Here is a 22,101-nt window from a genome sequence, read left to right on the forward strand (position 1 = left end):
TCTGACCTCCAATATTCTATATTGGTACTACTATATAGAGTTTTTTTGTATATTTCAACAATATTCAAAATAATTTTTCTAAAAAAATTTTTCTGTCTATAAAAAACGTTATTCAGAAAACAAGCTGCCTTTCATTGGCAGCTTGCTCATCATCCTCATGATTCTGATGCATTTTTTCTACTTTCTGTCATTTGCTTCCACACTGAGCCTTTCGCTTCTTCTCCAAGCTCAATTCGCTCAATCGCCATTTTCACTTGTAGACTGACTTCAAATTCAGGGTCTTGCTCTGCTTCTTTCAATGCTTCAAGTGCCGTTTCGTCACCTTCTTCATAAAGGAACATGGCCGCACGCCAGCGGACAAGCTTACTTGGATCCTTTAATGCTGCGATCATCGCTTCTATAGCACTAGGGTCACCAAGATCCGAAATACAGTCTCCAGCTGTTCTGCGGACCGTGACTGTTTTGTCTTCAAGCCCCTTATATAAAATAGGCAGGATAGCAGGATCTTCAATCATTCCAGCATTCACAACGGCTTGTCTGCGAATAGACGTTTTTGGGTCCTCCATTGCTTTCATTAAAACAGGTATATCCTTTTGCTTGGGCTGCATTTGCTCTAAATGGGCAAAACGCTTTTTCCAATCTTCCTCGCGCAGCATCTCTTCTGTGACATCATATGCCTGGCGATTCACCTGTTTATCTACAGCCTCTTGTCCTTCCTTGACTGCCTCTGTTAAACGGAGTAAACGCTCGTCATCATAAGCTGCTTGAAGCTCTTCTGTGACTTCTTGACCGATATCAGCAAATTCCCCAAAACGAACGCCGTGTTCTTTCCACACACGTTCAAACACAACATTGTCTGAACTGCTTCTGAGCTTTAAGATGGCTGCCTGGAAGCGTTCAGGCATTCCAAACCGCTCTTCTCTCTCACCGTCCGTCAGCTTGACCTGCATCGGAATCCCATTAAACATTTGGACGAACACTTTGACTTCGCCAAATGTGTCATCGCCTGACTGCGACCCTTCCTGAAGACCTTCTGTTTCTTGTCCAAAGGCCTCTCTGACCTGTTGTAAAATGCCCTGCCAGTCAAATTTCGCATTGCGCTCGACCGCTAAGAAATCCGCTACATGATAAACCCCTTTAACACCTTCAATATTTAAAATGCGCTTGATCATCTCTGGCGCTTCGTCTTTTTGATCCTTTTTGTAGTTGTTGCTTTTACCGCCGGCAAGCGCTTCTGTCAAAATGACCTTCATTGTATTCGGACTTGGCGTCGGTTCTATTGCTGTTATTTTCATCTATACATCCTCCTTACACACATAAAGACCCTACTCATCTGTAAGGCCGCATTCTTCTTTCCACGTCTTGATAAATAAACACATGAATTCATGACGATCTTCAGCAAGCTGCTTTCCTGCACGGGTGTTCATCAAGTCTTTTAATTTGAGCAGTTTTTCTTCCATATGCTCAAGCACTGATCCCTGCTGTGAATTGTGTGTATAATGGGGCTCACCTGTTGCACCTGCGTACGTAAACACTCTTGCAATGCCGCTTGCTCCTATCGCATCCAGCCTATCCGCATCTTGAACAATGGTCCCTTCTAATGTCATTGGCTTATGCTGCATATGACGGTGACGAAAAGACATCGTTGTAATGATGTCCATGATATAACGAATATCTCGCGTATCCACTTCCCACAATAGAAGCTGTTGTTCCAGTTGCTGTGGTGAAAACTCCCATTCAATTGACAGTTTTTCATCAATTAAATCATGCACAATAGCCGCCATCTCGATGATAAATAGAGAGCCGCCTTCCTGCTTTGCGATATGGACTGCTAGCAGGCGGACACGATCGATATGAGCTGCATCGTGTCCAGTTGGCTCATTCTTCAGCTTATTTGAAACAAAGGAGGCAGCTGCCTTCAATTGTTTTTGCTGCATGATCGTCTGCATCTTATTTGTCCAATAAGGCGATGATTGAGCTTTCTAATTCTTTTGGTGGTGTCTTAGGAGAAAATCGTTCAGTGACTTCTCCGTTTTGATCGACGATAAATTTTGTGAAATTCCATTTCACTGTCTTCGTACCAAGCACACCTTTCGCATGACTTGTTAAGTGTTTGAAAAGCGGGTGCGCATTGTCACCATTGACATCTACTTTTTCAAACATTGGGAAGGTCACACCATAATTCAACGAACAGAATTCTTGAATCGCTTCTTCCCCTTCCGGCTCTTGGTTCATAAATTGGTTACACGGAAATCCTAAAATTTCAAGGCCCTTTTCATGATATTGATCATATAACTCTTGCAATTGTTTAAATTGAGGGGTAAGTCCGCATTTGCTCGCTGTGTTCACGATAATGAGCACTTTCCCTTTGTAATCTGCCATTGATTTTTCCTGACCGTTAATGGTCTTGACCTGAATATCATAAATTGACATCTCATAGCCTCCTAGGATTCACTTTTTTTCTATCGTAACATGCTTCTTTTAGAAAATCGCTTTTTATGCTTCCTACTAAAAGAGTCCTGTCACACTGCCATCTTCCAATAAATCCATCTCAAGCGCCGCAGGTTTTTTAGGCAAACCCGGCATGGTAAGAATGCTTCCGGTTAAAGCAACAATAAATCCTGCTCCTACAGATGGTTTTAACTCACGAATCGTAATGGTAAAACCTTTAGGTCTGCCGATTAAAGCTGGGTCGTCTGAAAGAGAATATTGCGTTTTTGCCATACAAACCGGCAAATGAGCCCAGCCGTTCTTCTCGATCGCTGCCAGCTGCTTTCTTGCTTTTGATGTGAGCGTGACGCCATCTGCCCCGTAAACCACTTGGGCTACTTTAGATAACTTTTCTTCGATGGAATCTTTCTCCTCATACAAATAGGAAAAGCGGTTCTTATTCTTTTCAATAAGTGTCGTGAGTTCCTCGGCAAGTGCTGTCCCGCCAGCGCCTCCTTCTTCCCATACATTCACGGCTTTGACTGGATGCCCATGCGTTTTGCACCAATCTTCTACTGCTTGAATCTCTTCTTTTGTATCGGTGATAAAGCGGTTCACTGCGACGATGTATGGAAGACCGAAGGCTTGCACTGTTTCAATATGCTTTTCTAAATTATGTATACCTTCTAATACGGCACGTGCATTCTCTTCTTTGAGCTCTGTTTTCTGCATTCCGCCATGCATCTTCAATGCTCTGACAGTCGCAACAATCACAACTGCACCTGGTTTGAAATCACCGGCTCTTGTTTTAATGTGCAGGAATTTTTCCGCACCTAGGTCTGCACCAAAGCCAGCTTCTGTCACTACATAATCTGCTAGTTTTGCCGCCATTTTTGTTGCAATTAAACTGTTGCATCCATGTGCAATATTGGCAAAAGGACCGCCATGAACAAGGGCTGGAGTTCCTTCAATCGTTTGTACAAGGTTTGGTTTGAGCGCATCTTTTAAAAGTAAGGTGAGTACGCCTTCATATCCAAGCCCTCCAACTGTGACCGGCTCACCTTGTTGATTATAAGCAACAACAATAGAAGAAAGACGTTTTTTTAAATCGTTTAAGTCTTCTGCTAAACAGAGGATCGCCATCATTTCGGAAGCAACCGTGATATCAAATCCATCTTCTCTAGGATACCCATTTAATTGACCGCCAAGTCCTACAACAACCTGTCTTAAAGCACGGTCATTTAAATCTAGCACTCGTTTCCACACAATCCGGCGCGAGTCGATGCCAAGTTCATTTCCATGATGGATATGGTTATCAATAAATGCAGATAACGCATTATGAGCAGATGTAATGGCATGAAAGTCTCCGGTGAAATGGAGATTGATTTCTTCCATTGGCAGTACCTGAGAATAGCCTCCCCCCGCTGCACCGCCTTTAATACCCATTGTTGGACCTAGTGAAGGCTCTCGCATGGCAATGATCGCTTTTTTCCCGATTTTTTCGAAAGCTTGACCGAGACCAACTGTTACGGTGGACTTCCCCTCACCTGCTGGCGTTGGGTTAATTGAAGTCACAAGAATGACGTTTCCTTCTTTTTGTTCCTTTAAACGATCAAAAATGGTCAAAGATATTTTCGCTTTTGTGAAACCATAGCATTCTAATTCTTCGTCATGTATTTGTAACTTTGCTGCGATGTCTTGAATTGGTCTCAGCTGTGCCTTTTGGGCAATGTCAATATCTGATAAATGCTTAGTAATCATAAATAAACGGCCTCCTTTTTTACAGAAACAGCTTTCATTTTTGCTCTATTTTTCATTGTAACATAATTGAAACATTGAAATATCGCCAGAAAGTTCCTATAATGAAGTGAAATTAGCTTTGGTTCAGGGGGTGGCGAGTTGCCTATTAACATACCAGTTCATCTGCCGGCAAAACAAATACTAGAGAGCGAAAACATTTTCGTCATGGATGAGACAAGGGCATTCAAGCAAGATATCCGTCCTTTGAATATCGTGATCTTAAATTTAATGCCCAAAAAAATACAAACTGAAACGCAGCTGCTGAGAATGCTCGGGAATTCTCCTTTGCAAGTGTACTTTACGTTTTTGATTCCAAGTACGCATACACCGAAGAATACATCGAGAGAGCATCTAGATGAATTTTATACGACCTTTAAATCGATTCGCCATAAAAAATTTGATGGAATGATCATCACCGGCGCACCAATTGAGCATCTACCTTTTGAAGAAGTTTCCTACTGGAAAGAGCTGCAGGACATCTTGGACTGGAGTAAAAACAATGTGACGTCTACTCTTCATATTTGCTGGGGTGCACAGGCAGGTCTATATCACCATTATGGCATTGAAAAAATCAAGCTTCCTGAGAAAAAGTTTGGCGTATTTGAGCATCTTGTCAAAGAGAAAAAAGAAAGATTAGTAAGAGGTTTCGATGAAGTATACTATGTCCCACATTCTAGGCATACAGATATTAATACAGAACAATTAAAAAACACACCGAATCTAAAAGTGTTGAGTATGTCTGAAGAAGCTGGTGTTTGTTTAATTGTTTCAGATGATGATAAACAAGTATTTTTAACTGGACATCCTGAATACGATACAGACACATTGAAGCAGGAATATGAAAGAGATTTGTTGAAACATGATACAGTCAAAAAACCCGTCCACTATTTTATAGAAGATGGTGACACACTCGTCCCAGTAAATCGCTGGAAAGCCCATGCAACCTTACTGTTTATGAATTGGCTTAATTATTATGTGTATCAAGAAACTCCATATGTGTGGGAATAAAATAGACTGAGGTCTGATGATAAATGTTCAAAATGTGTTAAAATACAAATGGCTCTGTCTTCCATTATCAATTTAGTCTGTTTGTTTTTTAAAATTAGTTTAATTCTTTCGTAACGAATGATATGCTCTGACTGTTTATATGTTATCTTTATGTATATGTAGACCTATGAGATTCATAGTTTTCGTACGAAGTTTTGTTGTTGTTGATTACATTTGAGGTGAATATTCTTGAATACCAATAAAAAAATATTAATCTTGACCGCAAATTATGGAAATGGACATATGCAGGTGGCAAAAACACTGTATGATGAATGCAAATCCCAAGGGTTTGAACATGTGATAGTTTCTAATTTGTATCAAGAATCCAATCCCATTGTGTCAGAAGTGACTCAATATTTATACTTGAAGAGCTTTTCCATTGGGAAACAATTTTATCGCTTGTTTTATTACGGTGTAGATAAAATTTACAATAAACGCAAATTTAACATTTACTTAAAGATGGGAAATAAGCGTCTCGACGAATTAATTCAGTTACACAACCCTGACATCATTATTATTACATTCCCGATGATTGTTGTGCCAGAATACCGAAACAAAACAGGCAAAGTGATTCCGACATTTAATGTCATGACAGATTTCTGTCTTCATAAGATTTGGGTACATGAAAACATCGACCGATATTATGTTGCAACCGATTATGTGAAACAAAAATTAGTGGAAATCGGCACACATCCAAGCGATGTCAAGGTGACAGGCATTCCTATTAGACCACAATTTGAAGCAGACGTGCCAAAATCGATAATTTATAAAAAATATGGATTATCATCAGACAAAAAGGTCCTTCTCATTATGGCCGGTGCTCACGGTGTACTAAAAAATGTGAAGGAATTATGTGAAGCGTTACTTCTTGACAGTGAAGTACAAATTGTTGTTGTATGCGGAAAAAACGCAGCGCTGAAACAATCGCTCAGCGATCTTGAACAAGCACACCCAGATCAATTGAAGGCGCTTGGATATGTGGAACAAATTGATGAATTGTTCAGAGTAACAGATTGTATGATTACAAAACCCGGCGGTATTACATTAACAGAAGCAACAGCAATCGGTGTTCCAGTTATTCTTTACAAACCTGTCCCTGGACAAGAAAAAGAAAATGCTCTTTTCTTTGAAGATTATGGTGCTGCCATCGTCATCAACAGACATGAAGACATTTTAGAATCTGTGACCAACCTGCTGCAAGATGAAGAAAAATTAGAAGCAATGAAACAAAACATTAAAAAACTGCACTTAAAACAATCTTCTCAAACCATTTTGGAAGATATCGTTGAACAATCAGATCTCATCACGAGTAACAAAACGTATGCTCGTGCATTATCATAAAAAGGTGCCCGTCATATACGGACACCTCAGATTGTTGACAAAGGGCTAAAATGATCTTGATTTTAGCCCTTTGTCTTCTTTTCAGCGTGATAGAAAACCTTTGTAGTCTAGGAAGGACGAGTACCGGAGCGGAGCGAATTTGAGATTCGTGAGCACCGGCACGCAGGACTGACACCTTTTTTCTTTTAGCCTTGATTCCCATTTGTTGTGTACACCTCTTCAAACGGCTGAACGACAACAAAACCGCTTCCGCTAAACTTCATTTGTATGGACTCCCCGCTCCCTCTGCCAATAAAGGTTTTGAACGAAACATCTGTCACAAATTCAGTTTTTAAATCCCCTGACCATGCGACCGTCGCATTTGGATCTGTATAGACAGAGTCACCTGGCTGAACAATTAATGTAAGCGGTTCGTAATGACTCGTGATCGCAATAAGGCCTGGCCCTTCAAGTTTGACATTAAATAATCCGCCTGCAAGCATGCCAGAAACCTTTTTCATCAATTTGATATCCCAGCGGACTGACGGTTCAAATGCAAGAAGATCATTTCCATTAACGAAAATGGATTCACCTTGAGCCAAACGAAGAATCGAGATCTTTTTGCCTTGGTCTGCGACATATAATTTTCCATCACCTGTTGCTTTCATGAGTGAGGTGCCTTCTCCTGATAACATTTTCTTGAACATCTTTGAGACGCCATGTTCAAAAACGCCCTCACGTTCAAACTTGATTTTGCCTCGATATGAGACCATGGAACCTGTTTTTGCCCAAATGGTATCGGTCAAATTAATTTCTAGAAGTCTTGATGTTTCAAGCTCGAAGACCCCTTCTCCTTTATCTTCTTGCTGGGTTTTTTGGACAAATTCTTCAATCGTATAACGATTCATGCCGCGCACCTCTTTCTGTATTTTTTTTATATACGGACAAGATGCACGTTAGGTTTCGGAACATCAGATTCTTTTATATATAAGTGACAATTCACCAAAAAAATCAAACATTTTGCTCAAAATTTGGTTCGCCTCCTTGACGCTTTACTTTTGATGGTGTATAGTGGAACCATCATTTAACAACTTCTAAGGCGTTAGATGATGAAAAATTTTTTTTAGTATGCCAAAAGGTATGCTACAGTACTAGGAGGAAAAAGCAATATGCAAAACGGTAAAGTAAAATGGTTCAATAATGAAAAAGGTTTCGGCTTCATTGAAGTTGAAGGTGGAGACGATGTATTCGTTCACTTCACAGCTATCGAAGGTGACGGTTACAAGTCTTTAGAAGAAGGACAAGAAGTTTCTTTTGAAATCGTTGAAGGTAATCGTGGACCTCAAGCTGCAAACGTAACAAAAATCTAATCAACTAAATGAATGATGAACCGACAAAATAAAGAGAGGCTTATGCCTCTCTTATTTGATTTTCAGCTGAATTTCAATCGCTAAAATATTTTGCTTCAGTCTTTGTTCAATTTCAGAGATATCTTTTTCGAGAAAAGGTCTTCCCTTCTTTGCTACATCTACTAGCTGCTCTAGATCGCTATACACCTCTTGAAATGTTCGATGTAATACCGTTTCGAAATCCTTATTATTCATACCGGCCTTCCTCTTTTCCTCTAATATCCGTCACTTAGTCAAAAAGTAACTCAACCAAAACTTTCTATAGTTATATCGGCTCATTTTCTGGAATATGTTCTTTTTTTACGCATTCTATCCGTTTTTTTTCACGAGCCGATGTGTGATCAGGGAAAACCGGTGCACCCTCTTACTTTTTGAGCAGTGCATTTCCGTATTCTTTTATTTTTTCTCCTACTGTACATTGCTGAATACAAAAGGAATGGGCATATTTTTTGCCAAATTCTTTTCGAAAGTGCTTTTTAATAAAACAATCTGAACAATACGTGTCTTGAAGATCTGTCAATTCTTTTACTGCTGTTTTTTTATCCACATTATTCAGCTCCGTCTGCATCTAATTTCAACTTACTTTCGATTGGGACGTCTGCAAGAATCTGCCTTGCAAGCTGATCCGCTTCTGCATTTTGTTTACGATCGATGACTTCATATGTTGGCGTGAGCTTCAGCTCTTTTAAAGACGCTTCAATCCGGTCGAGCCATTTGTTATGTATATCATCATAACAAGGCCATTCTCCTTTTAGCTGATTCATGACAACAAGTGAATCTCCTCTAATCGTGACAGAATTTCTGCTGGCACCCAGGTCTTTTAAAGCTTTTACTGCTTCAAATAAAGCGGCATACTCTGCTTCATTATTGGTGATCCCTTGGAAAGGCTGATTTTTTCTCAATCGATAAGCATCTTTTCCGAGCTTGTAATAGACGACAACTCCAAGTCCAGAGTCACCTGTTTCTTTACGAAAACTTGCATCAAAATAGACTTGAATCTGATCAGGTTCAAGCTTTAGTTCTTCCTTTAGCTTTTCAAGTTCTTTTATCGACCACATGGCCCCTTTTTCATCTTCAAATGATAGGAGTGACTGTGGTTCTTTTTTGTCGATATGTTTTGCAAAAATCAAGGCCTCTTTTAGCTCCATCCAATCTTCTTGAAAAAAAGCAATAGACCCAATTGATGTCACTTTCATTGTATAGTGTGCTCTTAATTTCATTGATCACATCGCCTTCCCGTGCTTTTAAGGTAAACGTTCGTTATGCTATAATCAAAAAGTTACATTTTACAATGAGAAAGGAAGTTCATGTCACTTGTTTAATGAAGGTATTTGGATCTTATTTGCGATCATTAATTTTATCATTGTTCTTCTATTTTATAAAGGATTTGGCAAGATGGGCCTTTTCGTCTGGATTGGCTTTGCGACTGTTGCCGCAAATTTACAAGTTGTCAAAACCGTTGAATTGTTTGGATTAACTGCAACACTGGGGAATATTTTGTATGGCAGTGTTTTCTTTGCAACGGACGTATTGAATGAAAAATATGGACAAAATGAAGCTAGAAAGGCTGTCTGGATTGGCTTTGCCACCCTTTTAACGTTAACTGTTGTCATGCAGGAGGCTTTGCTTTTCCACCCCGCTCCCTCTGATATCTCACAAGCATCGTTAGAAACCATTTTTGGCTTTATGCCGAGGGTTGCACTTGGTAGTCTTGCTGCTTATATCATCAGTCAAATGTTAGATGTTTATGTATATTCGTTTATTCGCCGGATATTTCCTTCCGATGGTGCGCTTTGGGTGCGCAACGCTGGAAGTACGATGATTAGCCAGCTGCTTGATACACTCATTTTTACGACCATTGCCTTTCTTGGCACCTATCCATTTCATGTATGGATTGAAATCTTCATCACGACATATGTCATTAAATTTATCGTATCCGCGATTTCGACACCATACGCGTATGCGGCGAAAAAAATGGTCCCACTTGATGAAAGGGGGAAATAAATTGCCAGCTGAAATATATATTGATGGTGCTAGTGCAGGTAATCCAGGCCCCTCTGGCATCGGCATTTTCATTAAATATGATGGAAATGCTGAATCTTTCTCCATTCCTCTTGGAACAATGAGCAATCATGAAGCAGAATTTTCCGCTCTCATCGAAGGGATGAAAATTTGCGTAGAAAAAGGATTGCGTACCGTTTCGTTTCGAACAGATTCACAGGTAGTTGACCGTGCTGCCAATGCAGGGTTTGCTAAAAATCCAGCGTTTCAGCACTTTATTAAAGAGATGATCCAGCTTCAAAGCCAGTTTGATTTATTTTTCATTAAGTGGATTCCAAGCAAGGAAAATCAAGTAGCTGATCAGCTCGCTAGAAAAGCGATTCACCTATCTAAAGGATGAATCGCTTTTTTTTGGGTATGCTAATGTATGAGGTGATACTGATTGGATAAAGAGAATAAAGGTCGTGTCACAAATGGGACAACCCCTCAAGGTGATGCGCAAACAAAAGATAAACAGCCTCTATCTCAGCTAGAAAATCGGGCGAAAAAAAGCAATACGAAAAGATAAACCATGGAGATCAGCTTTAGCTGATCTCTATTTCACTTAAGCGGTTCACCATTGGTTCAATTCCTTTGATTTGATGTAGGCGCAGCATAGCCGCTGCCCGCTCTTGATTGATTTGCATTTTCGTCTCTTCCATTGGACAGCTGAGTGGTACATCACATTTGATCTCTGCCAGTATACGTGAAAGCTTCAAATCTTCTACACCTGCTTGCATTTTTTTTTGCTGCGCAGCCGTTAATTCATGAACATTTTCTAATAGCCGGTCAATCGTTTGATACGTTTGGATAAATTTCAATGCCGTTTTTTCTCCGATTCCTTTTACACCGGGATAATTATCACTTGAATCACCCATCAATGCTTTCATATCAATCAGCGCCTTTGGAGAGATTCCCATTTCCTCTTCAAATAAGGCTTTTGTATATTGCTTATAATTCCCGATTCCTTTTTGCATCAGGGCCACTGTCACTTGTTCATTCAAAATCTGCAGCAAATCTTTGTCTCCAGTTAAGACGGTTACACGCGCCTCTTTTTGATAGAGTGCAGCAAGCGTACCGATACAATCATCTGCTTCAAAGCCTTTTAAACCAACATTCACAATTCCTAGTTCTTCTGTAGCCTCTTTTGCCAAATCGAACTGCGGGATAAGCTCGACAGGCGGCTCCCCTCGATTCGCTTTATAATCTTGAAACAATTCATTTCGGTACGTTTGACTTCCCATATCCCAGCAGCAAACAATATGAGTTGGCTCAAATGTCTGTACAGCCGTTAATAAATGCTTCAAATACCCATTGACTCCATTTGTCGGCACACCGTTATCATTTATCATAAAATTGCGATGGACAGCCGTCGCATAAAACGACCTGAAAAGTAGTGCCATTCCATCTACAAGCAGTACGTGTTTATTCATTTTATAAACTCCCTTTTTCAAAACAATACTACTATTCTATCACAGAACAGCAAAATGGACATAAAAAAGGCGCCTTCTTCTTTTTGAAAAGAAGAGGCAGCCCTTTTACTTTTTACCATATTGCATTTTTTCTGTTTCTGCTTCTGCATAGGACGGCATGTCTTTTTGTTTAGGCACACGCTCTTCCTGCTGCTTTACGTTTTTCTTTTTTTCCATCATCATTCCCCTTTCTCGGTTCATTTGTTAAGATGACCAAAAAAGAGAAAGTTACTCTTTACTTCTGTTTACGCTCGACATACTCCCTGACCATATCGATCGTGACATGCTTACGCAGCGGCACAATTCCGCCTCTTGCAAGCTCATTCATTTTTGAAGTAACGGCATTGATCTCATCTGTTGTAAATGGCTCTTTTTGCTCACACTTTGCCACAGCAGCCTCTATCGCCTGTTCTCTTTTCTGTTCAAGCTCGAGAAAGGACTGGATATGGGCATGCTGCTTTTGTGAATGTGCAGAAATGTCTTCGTGTACGCTCGTCATTGTGTATCAACTGCTTTCTTTTTTTATCTAGTCTACCATGAATCAAATGGTTTTCAACTGGCTTTTCCATTCATTTGTTTGTTCATATACTTGTTCAATGATGGCCTGCTCTTTGTCATCTGTCGTCAAGCTTGTGATAAATGTTTGTTTTTGTTCATTCAGCTGCTGGAGCGCTTCTGTTTCATATCTTACAGTAAAGGTCTCCACCATTTTTTCGTATCTACTCAATAATTCTTCTTTTTCTTTATCAGCCCATTCAGTGGTTAATTGAAGAAGAATATCTCGAATCGCTTCAATACACGCAGCCTTCCCATTTTGTTCAAAGAAAGCTTTCGCTGATTTTTGCTTTTTTAAGAGCGGCTCAAATTGGCTAAGTTCTGCTTCGACTTCAATTTGTTTTAGCTCAGCTTTTTTCTCTTCTGGCGGTGACAGTCTGAGAGAAAAGTAAGGATCCTCAGCACATGCAGCCTGCATACCCTTCTCCCACTCCTCTTGGAAATACTGGTTGATAAACGATTCCATTCGGATATCGAGCGCCTTGAGCTCCTGTACAAATTCAAATTCATAATCCTTCAGCGCCTGTTCAAGCGCCTTTTTCAACTGCTGTCCGAAGTTTCCTTGGGATAGTCCAGGATAAAAGGCGGTCTTTAACATATCATTCGCAAATAGTGATAGACGCTGAACAATGTGGTAAAGCTGTTCTTGCAAGTCCTTTTTCACGCTTTCTGTCACTAGCTTTGACCGTTTGACATGACTCATTTTTTCAAGGATTGCTTCATATGATGATTCTACCTTTTTCTTTTCGGCTTGTTTTTCATCCTCTGACTGATGCAAGGTGGCATGCAGCTTGTCGACGGTTCCACATAATGTACTAGCTTCAAAATGCAAAAGCTCGATGGCATCTTTCGTTAATTCTTCCTCAATAAAATAGTCGAGTTGTTTTCTAAGCTGTTCATATTGATTATAAGGTGTTGACCCTTTTCCTTCGATCTCTTCCTTACTGGACACATGATGAAGATTTGGGTTTCGGATGCCTTCTTTTGTGAGCTCTTTTCGCACATAGTCAAAGACGGTTTCAAGCTCTGCTTGATCCTTTGCCAAATCAGCTGCATTGATAATAAAGAACATTTTATCCATGCTAAAAGAATCTTTTACGAGCCCAAGCTTACGTAAAAATGACCGATCGGCCTTGGAGAAAGAATGCTGATAGTAAGTTAAATAAAGAAGGGCGTCTGCGTCCTTCATATATTGAAAGGCCATCTCTGTGTGACGCTTATTCATACTGCTGGCGCCTGGCGTATCAACAATCGTCAGCCCTTTATCTGTCAAAGGTGTACTTAAATACACCGTTACTTCCTTGACCACACAAGAAACAGCTTCTTCTGCCACATACGGCTTTAGTTCTTGAAGTGTGACATTTAATGGGGTTTGCTTGACAATGTATTCATGAAACCGGGCATGCGCTTCTAGAAAATGTTCAACAATGATGCGGTGATCTTGTTCAAACTGTCTTTTTTTCAGTACTCGTTCGAGTTTCGCTCTAAACGTATCTCCCTTTTCTCCTGTGATAGAAAATCCGAGAATCTGATCGAGCTCTTCTAAAATATCCTGCTCTGATTTGAACACCACTTTGACACTTTCATGCGGGTGATCTTCCGTCGGCTGCGTTAGCTTATTGATCGTTGCCGTTGTTGGGGTAGGAGACGATGGCAGCACCTTTCGCCCAACAAGGGCATTGGCAAAGGAAGATTTCCCCGAACTAAAAGCCCCGAATAAGGCGAGTGTGAATTCTTTCGCCTGCAGCCGCTTTGTTCGTTTTTCAAAGGACTTTCTTTGAGATTGAAGAACGTCTAATGGCAATAAAATACGAGAAAGCTGTTCAAACTGCTTAATCGACTGTGCCGTCGTTAAATGCTGAGACTGACGTATTTGATCATGATCTGTCTGCTCGTTTTCTTGCCCGCTCTCTTCAGCATGAAATGGCGCGTGGTACTGCTTCAGCTGGTCATGCTGCATCCATTGTTTTTTCGCATAAAACCAATCTTCTTGGACCAGCTCATCCGTTCCGTTTTGCCATATATCCCATACATGCTGGATGTCTCGTTTGATTTGTTCATTTTTTTCGATGCACTGCTCAAGCATTTGAAGCTCTTGTTTCGCCTGCGTCCATTTTTCTTGCTGCTTCCCCTTTTCCTTCGTGAGCTGGTCTTTCAGGGTCTCAGCCATTTGTTCAATCAATGGCATCGCTTTCTGTTTAGCCTGTCTTTTTAGGGCTTCACCAGCATCTTTCGCATATTGAAGAACATATTCATTAGAAAAAGTCGCACCGGGATGAATGACTTTTTCAAGCAGGGATTCTTGGACAGGTGTTTCAAATGCCATCACTTGATCTAACAGCTCTTCTCCAAGCTGATGCCGCTTGACTTCCTTTTTGAGAAGCTCTGCAATATGCCAGTCCACTTCTGCTTTCATTCTCGTCTTTACATCTGTTACAATATCGTTTGCCCGTTTTTCTTTTTCCTGCTCGGTTTTATTTTTAGAAAAGAGCAACCCTACTTTAAAGCCAGGTGCTTTCGATTCGATATAGTCACTTGCGAGCTCCCTCATCTTAAATGGAGTTAGGTTCGCATTTTTTAAAATGTTCTCCATTTCAGAAGATATTTCGTCTTCTAACTGTTTTGCGCCATTTTCGATAAATCGGTTTTTTGCTTCAAGTTCTTTGACTTCATTTCTTTTATCTTGAAGCTGCGTATCAAGATCCTCTTCCTGCAGCTCTTCTTTTAACGATTCGATATGTTCTTTTAGGACATGCTCTATTTTCTGCTCTGTATAGGCTCGAAGTGATGCTTTAGGCAATGTTTGTAATTCTTGTAGTTTCTCAATTAAACGAAGCATTTCGTTTCTTGGGTGTGCCTCATCGGTTACAGATGTAAAATACAGATGTTCTTCCTCAATGCCTTCTTTGAGGAGCATTTCAACCACTTGTTTTTTGTAGTCTTCAAAAGCTGTCTCATGTTCATCATGTCGATCGACTTGATTCACAATGAAATAAAGATTTGGCACTTGGTCTTTGATGGAGCGAATAAAACGAATATTTTCTTCAGAATGAACATGGTTATAGTGAACGACATAAAAAAGAGCATCTGCTTGATGTAGAATTGACGCAGCCGATAAAAAGTGCGCATGATCCGTTGAATCAATTCCTGGCGTATCGATCAGTGCCACCTTTTCTTCAAGTCCCCTATAATCACCGCTCATTTCGACCATTTCAATCTGTTCTCCATCCTTACAAAAACGCTGCACCGCTTCTTTGTCATAAGAACCGCTCATTTTTGCAAAACGGCCATCAGAGGTGTGAAGCTGTACTTCACTTCTCCCTTTTCTTACAACGACTAAGTTTGCACTTGTTGGGATTGGGCTCGTTGGCAGGATGTGATCATGAAGCAAATGATTCACAAGTGATGACTTACCAGCAGAATAGTGGCCGGTAAATGCAATATACACTTCTTCTTCTGCTTCCTTTTTGATAATCGATGCAAGTTTGGCTGCGCGCTCATGATCATCCCTTTTGAGAAGGCTTTGATATAAAGCACCTGTAGTTTGAACGAGCGAATCTCGAATAGACAAGTCTTTCATGACGATAAACCCCTTTGTTTTTAGAAAAGTCAGTTATGTATGTGATACCATTTTACACAAAATAAAGAGATTTTTCTTCTGATCTGAGGAAATAAAAAAAATCTGCTGCCCGATCAGTCGTAATTGACTGCGATCAGGAAGCAGATTTTTTTGAAACACCTTTTAATACGAAGCCAATTAATAGGCTGTATACACAGACCGTACCTAGTAAGAAAATCATTGTCATGTGATCACCGTCCATCCTTCGTGATTGAGAATGCTTATCATTAATGAAAGTGTATCACAATTGATAATGATTTTCAATATTAATTTAGTAAATACTGATTTAGCGCTTTCTCTTCTGTTTGAATTCTCACCATCATCATCCATGCATTTAAACACGTAAACAAAATGGCGGTAATGTACGCTTCAAACAATAGCGGGATCAAGATAAGCTCAATCGCCACCACCACATAGTTAGGATGCTTTAACCAGCGATACGGTCCCTTTTTTACAATCACCGCATTTGGCACCACTAAAATCTTTGTATTCCAGTACGTCCCAAGGGAACATAATGCCCAGTATCGAACCACCTGTGTAGCCAGCAGGAAAATGAGCAGCAACAGAAAAAAACGGGATGGTTCCCGGTTTAACAGCCATGTCTCTCCAATGAGTGAGAGGAAAAAAGCAGCATGCATTCCGACCATATAAGGATAATGGTTAGCGCCGAATTCGATGGCGCCTATCGCTTTCACTTTCTTCTCATTTCTTTTGGCAACAAGCATTTCAATCAGGCGCTGACAAATGAAGAAACCAATGACCAGCCAAAAAATCATGACGAGATCTCCTCCCATTTCATGAGTAATAATTCAGAGGAAAAGCCCGGACCAAGCGCCCCGCAAAGCCCCACATCGCCCGGATCAGCTGATTGATGTTCAAGAAAATGCTTCATGACATACATAACTGTAGCAGAGGACATATTCCCGTGGTGTTTGAGTACTTCTTTTGAAGAAAAAAGCTGATCCTCTTGTAAAGATAGACTTTCAAGATAGGCATCAATTACTTTTTTACCTCCAGGGTGGGCAAGAAAAACAGTTAGATCATCTGTTGAAAACCCGAGCTGATGTAGAAATTGATCCACCTGCTCTTTTAACCAGCCTGAAATAATGGACGGAATGTCACGTGAGAAAATGACCTGAAAGCCGGCACTTGTAAATTCCCAGCCCATCACATCCTCAGAATCTTTCATCGTTACTGACTGTGTACCCATCACTTTAGGCACTGTTTTTAACTGCGTATAGTCAGATGCAGCTTTTTCTCCAGTTAACAGAACCGCCGCCGTCCCGTCTCCGAACAAGGAGGTGCCGATTAAATTGCTTTTTGATTGATCTTGCGGCTGAAAGGTTAAACTGCAAAGCTCACATGCGACAACTAGAACCTTCGCTTCTGGGTATGCCCTTATATATTCATAAGCTCGAGACAATCCTGCCGCTCCGCCCCCGCACCCTAGCCCCCAAATCGGCACTCGTTTCGTATAAGGCGAAAAAGGGAGAACGTTCATCACCCTTGCATCAAGACTTGGTGTCGACAATCCGGTGCTTGAGATGAAAAACAAAGCATCGATCTCTTCAAACGGAATAGGCTTTTGAAGGAACGTCGTCTCATGAAGACAGTGAATGATTGCTTCCTTCGCATGAGCCAGTGCTTTTTCCAAATAGATATTATTTTTCTCTTCAAAAGAGTGGTGCTTCTGATACCATTCAATAGGCTGCACAAACTGTCTGCTCTGAATTTCTCCATTATTAAAAGCTCTTAGCAGCCGGTCAATATCTTTAAACGATCGTTTAAATTGAGATCTTGCAAATTCAGCTGCTGTTTGCTGATTCACATGATTCTTTGGCAGACTCGTTCCAACTGAAAGAATGTAAGCCACCTGCTTCACCTCTTTTTTCGGTTAATATCCCCTATCAAAAATAGGATATACATGCCAAAGCGTCACAATTCAGTCAAAATATTTTCCTTCGTCTAACTTTTTGTCTTGACGACAATTGATAAATATTGGATAATATAGGTGGAAACATGATGTAGTTTTCCTCCTTCACAGGTTCGTTCCAAGCCAAGCGAACCTGCTTTTTTTATGCAAAAAACACCTCTAAAAGAGAAGTGCAGACCGTAGACAAACCCCACCTTTACTTCAAGTAAAAGTGGGGTTTTCACATAATTATAAAAAGTTACGCTGGACATGGCGTTTTCCATGTCTAGTTGGCTAATTTTTTAAGATTCATGGCAGCGAAAGTAAGCATCGCTTGCATTGAAACTTTTTTTAGTACACGAAGTTTCGCCCAACGCATACCATGCTTTTCTTTTGCATCCGCAAAGACGCGTTCTATTATTTCTCACCGCTTTGCATAGATGTTCTTATTCATTTCAGTGAGTCTTAGGTAGTTTGGTTCATCTAGTCTTGCCAAATATGCCGATGAATTTGTTTGGTATAATTTTGACTTTGTGTACAGTTATCTAGAAAAGAACAAGTTTTACATACCTCTGAATCGGACACATATTGCTTATATCTCTCTAGTCGTTGTACGGTAAGAGAGAATTTGACGGTTTAGGCACATGTAACAATCAAAATATGCGTCCATACACGCATTCATTCTTTTTGAATAACCAGCTGCTGTTCTCAGACGAGTATAAGGCTTGACAGGTCTTATCTCTTGATCCATTAAAAACTTAGCGATGTAAGGTGTTTTATATCCAGCATCTACTGCAACTACATTTGGTTTTCCGACTTTCTTTGTCACCTTTGATACGAGCGAATCTAACATAGGACTATCATGAACATTTCCACCAGTGACCAGTGATCCAAAAATAAATCCTTTTGAATCACAAGCTGTATGAAAGGAATAAGCAAATGACTTTTCACGTTCACCTTTTACATAGTAGCCAATCTCTGATTCAGTTGTACTGACTTTGATCTCTTTTGTTTCTTCTTTATTTTGTAGGGGTAAGAGCTTTTCTCCATGTTTTTCGCGATTGATAGCCTCTATCTACAATATCCACATGAGCATCCTTTTTTTCAATGAAATCGTCATTATACAACACTTTCATACGGAATTTCCCTTCGCTTCGCATTAATGGTTAAATCTGATGCTATCTTAGCGTATACATATCAACGTTTCGATCATTATTCAGAATTATTTCATTTAAACATGAATGGATCACCTTTTTTCTGATCAATACAAACAATAACCATAAAATTCTAATTTATTTGATTATTATATATAAAAAGGTGTTTTTTCCTGTATACTTAATCAATATGAACACCATGAAAAACAGTGAAAAAAGATAGAATCTACTACATGATTCGGCACAAAATTTAATTGACTGGAGTGATTGTAATGAAAAAGGTGTCCAAAAAACAGACACCCTACAACACGATACTTCTCTCGAAGATAATTGGTTTAGTGCTTCTTACACTGTTTCTCTTTTTTATCTGGGATATGTCTAAACCCCATTTGCAGGCGACACATGGGCAAGCAAAAATTGTTGCCAACAGTGACTTCCGAGACACAAGCATCAGTCTGAAAGCAAAAGATCATTCTACAAGAACATTGGATACACATTTTAAGTCCAATCCAAACCAACAGACAACGAATAAAACGGTCTTTTTAACATTTGATGATGGTCCTTCTGCTACATCAAATCAGCTGTTAAATGTATTAAAAGCACATCACGTGAAGGCGACATTCTTCATGCTTGGACCGCAAATCCAAGCACACCAAGCAGCTGTGAAAAGACTTTATCAAGAAGGACATCAATTAGGGCTTCATGGCATGACGCATGATATAAACCGCTTTTATCAGAACAGTGAGTCTCCCGCAAATGAAATGAGAGAAGCTCAGCGCATTCTTGCTTCTGTTACAGGCGTTTACACCCGTCTTGTGAGAACACCCTATGGCAGTGTTCCAAATTTAACATATCATCAAAAAGTACGTTTAAACCAAAATGGCTTTATTTACTGGGATTGGACGATTGATAGCCTTGACTGGAGATATAAAAACTCACAATATGTTCCAGAGGTATTGAATCAACTGCAAATGTTTGAGAAAAATAAACCATGGGAACCAAAAGTTATTTTAATGCATGATCAACCCTCTACCACAAACTATTTAGATAGCCTGATTACACAGCTAAAAGCAAGGGGCTATACATTTGCAGTCATTAACGAAACAATGCAGCCGGTACAACATTAATAGCACTAATCACAACAAGCCCGTATCAAAAGATGCGGGCTTTCAACTCCAAGAGAAGTGTTTACACAACAGATTTCTTAGGCTCTTCCATCAGGTCCTGCCCGGTTTCTTTTTTAAAAGGAATCATGTGATAAATAATATGAAGCAAAATAGCGATAAAGCTGCCGGCCACGATGCCATTACTTGTTAATAATTTGATTGATTCTGGCAGATGCTCAAACATTTGCGGCACAACGGTGACACCTAAGCCGATCCCAACTGAGCAAGCAACAATCAGTAGGTTTTCCTGTTTGGCAAAATCCACACGCGAGAGCATTTTAATACCGTAGGCAATGACCATCCCAAACATGGCAACCATTGCGCCGCCAAGAACCGATTTTGGGATAATCGTTGTAAATGCAGCGATTTTAGGAAAAAGACCGAATATCATTAACAATGCCCCTGTCACAACAATGACCTGGTTTTTCTTGACACCTGTTAACTGAATCAACCCAACGTTTTGTGAGTAGGCTGTGTACGGAAAGGCATTGAAGATACCGCCTAATAACACAGCAATCCCTTCTGCACGGTAGCCCTTTGCTAAATCCTTCTCCTTTAATGAGCGATTCGTTAAATCTCCTAGCGCGAAATAAACACCTGTTGATTCAACTAAAGACACGACGGCAACTAAAGTCATGGTCATGATTGGCGCAAATTCGAAGGTAGGCATGCCAAAATAAAAAGGTTCAATCATGCGGAAAACTTGTGCATTTGCTACTTCGGCCGTTTCCACTTTTCCTAGCAGGGCTGCGACTGCTGTCCCAAGTAGAATGCCGATTAAAATAGCGATAGCTTTCATAAATCCCTTTGTGAATCGATAGAGCAAAACAATGATAAACAGCACAAGGAAAGCAAGCCCTAGATTTTCAAAAGAACCATAATCTGCACTTCCTTCCCCTCCTGCCATATTGTTCATCGCTACCGGAATGAGGGTAATTCCAATAATGGTGACGACGGAACCTGTTACAACAGGCGGAAAAAATTTCACAAGCTTCCCAAAGAAAAAGGAAAGGGCAATGACAATACAACCTGAGGCGATAATACTTCCATATATAGACGAAATCCCATATTTAGAGCCAATGGCAATCATAGGAGAAACTGCAGTAAATGTACAGCCTAGTACAACAGGTAATCCAATACCAAAGAAGCGGTTTTTCCATACTTGCAGCAGTGTGGCAGCACCACACATGAAAATATCCGCAGAGATTAAGTAAGTGAGCTGTGCAGGCGAGAGTCCAAGCGCATCTCCAACAATGAGGGGTACAAGAACCGCACCTGCATACATCGCCAGCACATGCTGAATTCCTAGAGAGAGCGTTTTGGCTTTTTTAGCGGCACTCATGATTGTATCTCCCGTACAAACGTGACTTTTCCTTCCTCGAGTGATGCAATACGTGCGAGTGACTCGACTCGGTAGCCCATTTGCACAAGCTCTTTTCTTCCAGGCTGGAATGACTTCTCAATGACAATTCCAAATCCTGCTACTTTTACCTTCGCCTGCTTTGCAATAGCGGCAAGCCCTTTAGCGGCTTCACCGTTCGCTAAAAAGTCATCGATGATTAACACACAATCATTTTCACTAAGGTGTGTGTTCGAGACAGCGATGGTGCTTTCTACTTTTTTCGTATAAGAGTAGACACTTGCTGTTAAGAGGTTATCCGTTAATGTGAGTGATTGTCGTTTTCGAGCAAAGACGACGGGCACATGAAGGGCAAGTCCAGCCATCACAGCAGGCGCGATGCCAGAAGATTCGATCGTGATGATTTTTGTAATGCCATCATGCTTAAATAATCTAGCAAACTCTTGACCGATCTCATGCATGAACATAGGATCAATTTGATGATTTAAAAAGGCATCTACCTTTAACACTTGATTCGACAGAACGATTCCTTCGTTCTCAATTTTTTGACGTAACAATTCCATCATTCTTCCCCCTAGCATATTGGTAAACATCCTATTATTTGCATAAAAAAAGCATTGCTGTCCATTAGGAGCAAGCAATGCGAAAATGATCCACGGATCTTCAGCTCAAACAAGAGCTGTTTCATTTTGCTCACTCATAGTCGGACAGTATCGGTGTCCGGTAGAAACTTGCGTGCCATCATCACGCGATTATATGAGTGTTATCGTGTTCAAATTATAACAAGATTTCAGACGCTTGGAAAGCACTTTTCTAG

General features: G+C 40.3%; 23 protein-coding genes, 1 pseudogene and 1 riboswitch. Of the genes and pseudogenes, 7 read left to right on the forward strand and 17 right to left on the reverse strand.

What is annotated here, in order from left to right:
• Nucleotides 1-155: 155 nt before the first annotated feature.
• From NPA43_RS09755 to NPA43_RS09770, 4 genes are all read right to left on the reverse strand, one after another.
• Complete coding sequence (locus NPA43_RS09755; RefSeq protein WP_099728483.1) at nucleotides 156-1,295, reverse strand: conserved virulence factor C family protein; 1,140 nt, start codon at nucleotides 1,293-1,295, stop codon at nucleotides 156-158.
• 30 nt (nucleotides 1,296-1,325) lie between these two features.
• Nucleotides 1,326-1,937 carry an HD domain-containing protein gene (locus tag NPA43_RS09760; protein ID WP_371930210.1) on the reverse strand — a complete coding sequence of 204 codons (612 nt, stop codon included), beginning with the start codon at nucleotides 1,935-1,937 and terminating at the stop codon, nucleotides 1,326-1,328.
• Between the two features lie 13 nt (nucleotides 1,938-1,950).
• On the reverse strand, nucleotides 1,951-2,433 hold the full coding sequence (locus NPA43_RS09765; protein ID WP_230030306.1) for a glutathione peroxidase: 483 nt from the start codon (nucleotides 2,431-2,433) through the stop codon (nucleotides 1,951-1,953).
• A 75-nt stretch (nucleotides 2,434-2,508) separates the two neighbouring features.
• Complete coding sequence (locus NPA43_RS09770; protein ID WP_099728480.1) at nucleotides 2,509-4,191, reverse strand: formate--tetrahydrofolate ligase; 1,683 nt, start codon at nucleotides 4,189-4,191, stop codon at nucleotides 2,509-2,511.
• Nucleotides 4,192-4,329: 138 nt separating this feature from the next.
• On the opposite strand from NPA43_RS09770, the gene metA reads away from it, so the two are divergent.
• Nucleotides 4,330-5,238, forward strand: a complete 909-nt coding sequence (gene metA / locus NPA43_RS09775) for a homoserine O-acetyltransferase MetA (RefSeq protein ID WP_230030307.1) — start codon at nucleotides 4,330-4,332, stop codon at nucleotides 5,236-5,238.
• Nucleotides 5,239-5,466: 228 nt separating this feature from the next.
• On the forward strand, nucleotides 5,467-6,618 hold the full coding sequence (locus NPA43_RS09780) for a diglucosyl diacylglycerol synthase (protein WP_099728478.1): 1,152 nt from the start codon (nucleotides 5,467-5,469) through the stop codon (nucleotides 6,616-6,618).
• 185 nt (nucleotides 6,619-6,803) lie between these two features.
• Here NPA43_RS09780 and NPA43_RS09785 read toward each other — a convergent pair whose 3' ends face one another.
• Nucleotides 6,804-7,505, reverse strand: coding sequence for an AIM24 family protein (locus NPA43_RS09785; protein WP_099728476.1), 702 nt, complete (start codon nucleotides 7,503-7,505; stop codon nucleotides 6,804-6,806).
• Between the two features lie 261 nt (nucleotides 7,506-7,766).
• Between NPA43_RS09785 and cspD the strand changes: the two genes are divergently transcribed.
• On the forward strand, nucleotides 7,767-7,967 hold the full coding sequence (gene cspD, locus NPA43_RS09790) for a cold-shock protein CspD (RefSeq protein WP_003215784.1): 201 nt from the start codon (nucleotides 7,767-7,769) through the stop codon (nucleotides 7,965-7,967).
• Nucleotides 7,968-8,018: 51 nt separating this feature from the next.
• Here cspD and NPA43_RS09795 read toward each other — a convergent pair whose 3' ends face one another.
• The 3 genes from NPA43_RS09795 to NPA43_RS09805 all read right to left on the reverse strand — a co-directional run bounded on the left by NPA43_RS09795 (nucleotide 8,019) and on the right by NPA43_RS09805 (nucleotide 9,226).
• Nucleotides 8,019-8,201: a hypothetical protein gene (locus NPA43_RS09795; protein WP_039179402.1), complete on the reverse strand. Its 183-nt coding sequence runs from the start codon at nucleotides 8,199-8,201 to the stop codon at nucleotides 8,019-8,021.
• A 169-nt stretch (nucleotides 8,202-8,370) separates the two neighbouring features.
• On the reverse strand, nucleotides 8,371-8,553 hold the full coding sequence (locus NPA43_RS09800; protein WP_099728475.1) for a zinc-finger domain-containing protein: 183 nt from the start codon (nucleotides 8,551-8,553) through the stop codon (nucleotides 8,371-8,373).
• Between the two features lies 1 nt (nucleotide 8,554).
• Nucleotides 8,555-9,226: a reverse transcriptase-like protein gene (locus NPA43_RS09805; RefSeq protein WP_099728474.1), complete on the reverse strand. Its 672-nt coding sequence runs from the start codon at nucleotides 9,224-9,226 to the stop codon at nucleotides 8,555-8,557.
• A gap of 94 nt (nucleotides 9,227-9,320) precedes the next feature.
• On the opposite strand from NPA43_RS09805, the gene NPA43_RS09810 reads away from it, so the two are divergent.
• Genes NPA43_RS09810 through NPA43_RS09820 form a run of 3 tightly spaced genes read left to right on the forward strand, consistent with a single transcriptional unit; the run spans nucleotide 9,321 to nucleotide 10,575 of the window.
• Nucleotides 9,321-10,010, forward strand: coding sequence for a queuosine precursor transporter (locus NPA43_RS09810; RefSeq protein WP_256498712.1), 690 nt, complete (start codon nucleotides 9,321-9,323; stop codon nucleotides 10,008-10,010).
• A gap of 1 nt (nucleotide 10,011) precedes the next feature.
• Nucleotides 10,012-10,407, forward strand: coding sequence for a reverse transcriptase-like protein (locus NPA43_RS09815; protein WP_099728472.1), 396 nt, complete (start codon nucleotides 10,012-10,014; stop codon nucleotides 10,405-10,407).
• Between the two features lie 42 nt (nucleotides 10,408-10,449).
• Entirely contained in the window at nucleotides 10,450-10,575 is a 126-nt protein-coding gene (locus NPA43_RS09820) for a hypothetical protein (RefSeq protein ID WP_003215584.1), read from the forward strand.
• Between the two features lie 16 nt (nucleotides 10,576-10,591).
• Here NPA43_RS09820 and NPA43_RS09825 read toward each other — a convergent pair whose 3' ends face one another.
• From NPA43_RS09825 to NPA43_RS09855, 7 genes and pseudogenes are all read right to left on the reverse strand, one after another.
• Nucleotides 10,592-11,479, reverse strand: a complete 888-nt coding sequence (locus NPA43_RS09825) for a 5'-3' exonuclease (RefSeq protein WP_099728471.1) — start codon at nucleotides 11,477-11,479, stop codon at nucleotides 10,592-10,594.
• A 274-nt stretch (nucleotides 11,480-11,753) separates the two neighbouring features.
• Nucleotides 11,754-12,017 (reverse strand): YpbS family protein, encoded by a 264-nt coding sequence (locus tag NPA43_RS09830; protein WP_099728470.1) that lies wholly within the window; start codon nucleotides 12,015-12,017, stop codon nucleotides 11,754-11,756.
• A 42-nt stretch (nucleotides 12,018-12,059) separates the two neighbouring features.
• Nucleotides 12,060-15,653 carry a dynamin GTPase gene (locus NPA43_RS09835; RefSeq protein WP_256498715.1) on the reverse strand — a complete coding sequence of 1,198 codons (3,594 nt, stop codon included), beginning with the start codon at nucleotides 15,651-15,653 and terminating at the stop codon, nucleotides 12,060-12,062.
• 133 nt (nucleotides 15,654-15,786) lie between these two features.
• The gene (fbpC, locus tag NPA43_RS09840; protein ID WP_306172627.1) at nucleotides 15,787-15,894 is read right to left on the reverse strand and encodes a Fur-regulated basic protein FbpC; all 108 of its coding nucleotides are present in this window, start codon (nucleotides 15,892-15,894) and stop codon (nucleotides 15,787-15,789) included.
• Nucleotides 15,895-15,958: 64 nt separating this feature from the next.
• Nucleotides 15,959-16,468: an isoprenylcysteine carboxyl methyltransferase family protein gene (locus NPA43_RS09845; protein ID WP_099728468.1), complete on the reverse strand. Its 510-nt coding sequence runs from the start codon at nucleotides 16,466-16,468 to the stop codon at nucleotides 15,959-15,961.
• Nucleotides 16,465-17,565 (reverse strand): type III polyketide synthase, encoded by a 1,101-nt coding sequence (locus NPA43_RS09850; RefSeq protein WP_256498716.1) that lies wholly within the window; start codon nucleotides 17,563-17,565, stop codon nucleotides 16,465-16,467. Before NPA43_RS09850 ends, NPA43_RS09845 begins: the two co-directional genes overlap by 4 nt.
• A 325-nt stretch (nucleotides 17,566-17,890) precedes the next feature.
• Nucleotides 17,891-18,670: pseudogene (locus tag NPA43_RS09855) on the reverse strand (transposase); the annotation flags it as partial.
• Between the two features lie 360 nt (nucleotides 18,671-19,030).
• Between NPA43_RS09855 and NPA43_RS09860 the strand changes: the two are divergent.
• On the forward strand, nucleotides 19,031-19,885 hold the full coding sequence (locus NPA43_RS09860; protein ID WP_099728465.1) for a polysaccharide deacetylase family protein: 855 nt from the start codon (nucleotides 19,031-19,033) through the stop codon (nucleotides 19,883-19,885).
• Nucleotides 19,886-19,946: 61 nt separating this feature from the next.
• Here NPA43_RS09860 and pbuX read toward each other — a convergent pair whose 3' ends face one another.
• Nucleotides 19,947-21,266 (reverse strand): xanthine permease PbuX, encoded by a 1,320-nt coding sequence (gene pbuX, locus NPA43_RS09865; RefSeq protein WP_256498717.1) that lies wholly within the window; start codon nucleotides 21,264-21,266, stop codon nucleotides 19,947-19,949.
• Nucleotides 21,263-21,847 (reverse strand): xanthine phosphoribosyltransferase, encoded by a 585-nt coding sequence (xpt, locus tag NPA43_RS09870; RefSeq protein WP_099728463.1) that lies wholly within the window; start codon nucleotides 21,845-21,847, stop codon nucleotides 21,263-21,265. Before xpt ends, pbuX begins: the two co-directional genes overlap by 4 nt.
• 117 nt (nucleotides 21,848-21,964) lie before the next feature.
• A riboswitch (purine riboswitch) is annotated at nucleotides 21,965-22,064 on the reverse strand.
• Nucleotides 22,065-22,101: the final 37 nt, after the last annotated feature.

This window comes from Bacillus pumilus (assembly GCF_024498355.1).
GTDB classification, from domain to species: Bacteria; Bacillota; Bacilli; order Bacillales; family Bacillaceae; genus Bacillus; species Bacillus pumilus_P.

Bases quoted from the DNA above. Each gene is read 5' to 3' on its own strand.
- NPA43_RS09755 (WP_099728483.1), bottom strand. From the start codon at position 1,295: ATGAAAATAACAGCAATAGAACCGACGCCAAGTCCGAATACAATGAAG.
- NPA43_RS09760 (WP_371930210.1), bottom strand. From the start codon at position 1,937: ATGCAGCAAAAACAATTGAAGGCAGCTGCCTCCTTTGTTTCAAATAAG.
- NPA43_RS09765 (WP_230030306.1), bottom strand. From the start codon at position 2,433: ATGTCAATTTATGATATTCAGGTCAAGACCATTAACGGTCAGGAAAAA.
- NPA43_RS09770 (WP_099728480.1), bottom strand. From the start codon at position 4,191: ATGATTACTAAGCATTTATCAGATATTGACATTGCCCAAAAGGCACAG.
- NPA43_RS09785 (WP_099728476.1), bottom strand. From the start codon at position 7,505: ATGAATCGTTATACGATTGAAGAATTTGTCCAAAAAACCCAGCAAGAA.
- cspD (WP_003215784.1), top strand. From the start codon at position 7,767: ATGCAAAACGGTAAAGTAAAATGGTTCAATAATGAAAAAGGTTTCGGC.
- NPA43_RS09795 (WP_039179402.1), bottom strand. From the start codon at position 8,201: ATGAATAATAAGGATTTCGAAACGGTATTACATCGAACATTTCAAGAG.
- NPA43_RS09805 (WP_099728474.1), bottom strand. From the start codon at position 9,226: ATGAAATTAAGAGCACACTATACAATGAAAGTGACATCAATTGGGTCT.
- NPA43_RS09825 (WP_099728471.1), bottom strand. From the start codon at position 11,479: ATGAATAAACACGTACTGCTTGTAGATGGAATGGCACTACTTTTCAGG.
- NPA43_RS09830 (WP_099728470.1), bottom strand. From the start codon at position 12,017: ATGACGAGCGTACACGAAGACATTTCTGCACATTCACAAAAGCAGCAT.
- NPA43_RS09835 (WP_256498715.1), bottom strand. From the start codon at position 15,653: ATGAAAGACTTGTCTATTCGAGATTCGCTCGTTCAAACTACAGGTGCT.
- fbpC (WP_306172627.1), bottom strand. From the start codon at position 15,894: ATGGACGGTGATCACATGACAATGATTTTCTTACTAGGTACGGTCTGT.
- NPA43_RS09845 (WP_099728468.1), bottom strand. From the start codon at position 16,468: ATGATTTTTTGGCTGGTCATTGGTTTCTTCATTTGTCAGCGCCTGATT.
- NPA43_RS09860 (WP_099728465.1), top strand. From the start codon at position 19,031: ATGAAAAAGGTGTCCAAAAAACAGACACCCTACAACACGATACTTCTC.
- pbuX (WP_256498717.1), bottom strand. From the start codon at position 21,266: ATGAGTGCCGCTAAAAAAGCCAAAACGCTCTCTCTAGGAATTCAGCAT.
- xpt (WP_099728463.1), bottom strand. From the start codon at position 21,847: ATGGAATTGTTACGTCAAAAAATTGAGAACGAAGGAATCGTTCTGTCG.